This window comes from Butyrivibrio sp. VCB2001 (assembly GCF_000423965.1).
Classification (GTDB): domain Bacteria; phylum Bacillota; class Clostridia; order Lachnospirales; family Lachnospiraceae; genus Butyrivibrio.
Genome location: NZ_AUIZ01000037.1, coordinates 1 through 2,579 on the forward strand (window position 1 = coordinate 1; position 2,579 = coordinate 2,579).

A 2,579-nucleotide genomic window follows, 5' to 3' on the forward strand; every position below is an offset into this window, starting at 1 on the left:
CTTACATGTCAACTGTTTTTAGAAAAAAAGACCCCTACATCATTTTCAGATGTAGAGATCTTTATAGTGTCATCTTAACTTAATGACATTGCCCTCAAGTCAGACCCTCAAAACGCTTGGCAAACCCTCAAAAAGTTTGATTATCCCACTTTTATTATTTTCTTTTTTCTTTCTTCTCTGATTTCTTTAAAGCAAATGCCAAGATTTGACCATCTTTCCAGGGAATGAAGATCTTTCTGAATAAATTCCCAGGATTCTTTGTAGTCATCCGACTTGCAAAAATCAGAATCGATTATGAAACAAAGGAAGCCCTCCAAGTCATCCCTATACTTGATTGCAAAAGTATATGCATCGTCTTCTTTTTCATCATCAGAGCTATTTAGCTTATTGTACAGCACATGATCAAGATTACTTGACATATAATATGCTTTATATGGCACAGATACCCATACGCTATTTAGTGCTGATAACCTTAACATGATTTCACTTTTTTTCTCGTTACGTTTTATTATCTGCTCAGGTCTACACGTTTTTATTTCTTGAAGCGTATATATCGGTTCTTCAGCATTAGCATCTTCTATGACGTGATCTTTTGGAATAAAAGCCCCATCCGTATCAATGATATGGATGACACTCAAAAAATTTTCCTGCTTAAAATGATTTGATTTTGCATAAGCTTTGACAATATTTCCGACTTTGGAAGCAATGTTTTCCGGCTTGGCAGTACTTTCAGAAGTTATATCTCCATGAGTTATTTCTACATGTACCGTATTCTTATCGTACAGTCTGTTAAGAATTACACCCAAAGCACTGTCATCGGAAGGGCCCTCGACTATTACAAAAACTATTTTCTTACGAGCCACTTATCTCACCTGCCTCCCGGAAAGCAAGCGCTATTTCAGCGTTATTCGTATGATCATAAACTTCTTCGTTCTGCTCGCCTAATACTATATCTCTGAAGTAAAAATCTCTCAGGTTATTGTTTTCCTTAACTCCACTCATTCTAATATATCTATTCTTTGGATTTGTTGTTGTAAATGCAATAAATCCTTTATCAAGTGTCTCTAATGGCCTGAGATTGTGAGATGTAAAGATTAACTGTCCCTTTCCTTTCTCCGATAATATCCTAAGGATTTCCCCAAGCAAATATTCAAAAACACCGGAATCCAGCTCATCAATGGCTACCGTAATAGAAGTCTGGTTATAGATTACTATAAGCAACTGTAGAATTGATACAATCTTTTTTATTCCTTCTGACTCATATTTCAGAGGAATCTCTTTATTATTCTTATGTGACATCAGCTGTATTCTGTTTGCAACTTGACCGTCCTGCTGAACAATTTTTCCCAGATCTTTTACACTAATAGTTAGTCCCGGAACTATTTTCTCCAAAACAATATTCATGTCCTGCATGACTTTTTTCACAAGCTCAAGCATTTCCTCGGGAATAATAGAAGTTCCGTCAAGGAGGATAACCATATTGCCAACGGCGCCTTTTTGTGCTTTCTCGTACTTAAAGGCAAGTGGCAGGGCATTCATGCTAATGACACCTGAGTTCGCAGTGTTTATAACAAATAATTCAAAATTACCATAGGTAATTAAGCTTTCTATCATCTGATAATGTCTAAGGAACTCAGTATCATGATTATTGTTACTTCTAGCTCTTATGTTATTTATTAACTCAGGGGAAAAGATAAAGGATCTGGAAGATGCCGAAGCAACCCTCTTTGTAACCAACAAGTCAAGTTTGAGCTTTTTATCATTTCCAATAAGGCATTCACGCTTAGGAGCAGGAAGAAATAACTCGTCTGTCCTTGTATCTATAAGTGTAGATTTCCTCATCTTTTCTGATTTGGATTCATAGGAGTAACTGATAACCTCATCATATACTACTGTTTTATACTTTTCTTTTGTACCCGTAGTAATATCTGAGTTCTGTCCAGTAACATCTTCTTCCTTCTTTATACAAAACTCATAAAAAACCTCATATTCACATTCTTTGTTCTTCACACTAAACACAAATCTGAGTTTTGCAAAATCCGCATCAACCTGTATGTAATCTGCAAACATAGGTGGTATTCGTTGGCCACAAAGGTTGTATTTTAGCAGAAGAATAGCGTCAATGAGCGCCGTCTTACCTGAACCATTCTGCCCATATATCCCTAGTATACTAGTTCGATATGCTTTCCTCGTGTTTACTAATTCAACCTGCCCTGATATCACGTTCTTGAAGTTCTCAATGGATATTCCAGTGATTCTTACATCAAGCTTAGACATCTTTCACCTCCACCAATTTTGACAAAAGTCGATACATAGATAGAATACCACTCATTTGGCAAAACGTCAATATGAATGATTCGTTCGATACATTTTGTATCGATATCAGCTTTCGTCGTAACATTTTATAGTCGATTACCCAAAGTCAAATTACATGCCATCTCATACACACCTCATATTGACATCCAAATTGCCTTCAGAATTCTATAATTGTGAACTTCCTCTATAATTAACTCTCGTTACTCATCTTCGTCTTCTTCATCGTCCCACTCATCCCAATCAGGATACTGCTCAACACTTCC

2 protein-coding genes are annotated in these 2,579 nt (G+C 36.3%); both read right to left on the bottom strand.

Features of this window, described 5'->3' with window-relative positions:
- Nucleotides 1–140 precede the first annotated feature (140 nt).
- Nucleotides 141–863 (bottom strand): hypothetical protein, encoded by a 723-nt coding sequence (locus G589_RS0117520; RefSeq protein ID WP_022770084.1) that lies wholly within the window; start codon nucleotides 861–863, stop codon nucleotides 141–143.
- The gene (locus G589_RS0117525; protein WP_022770086.1) at nucleotides 853–2,277 is read right to left on the bottom strand and encodes an AAA family ATPase; all 1,425 of its coding nucleotides are present in this window, start codon (nucleotides 2,275–2,277) and stop codon (nucleotides 853–855) included. The genes G589_RS0117520 and G589_RS0117525 overlap by 11 nt, the downstream gene beginning before the upstream one ends.
- Nucleotides 2,278–2,579 lie beyond the last annotated feature (302 nt).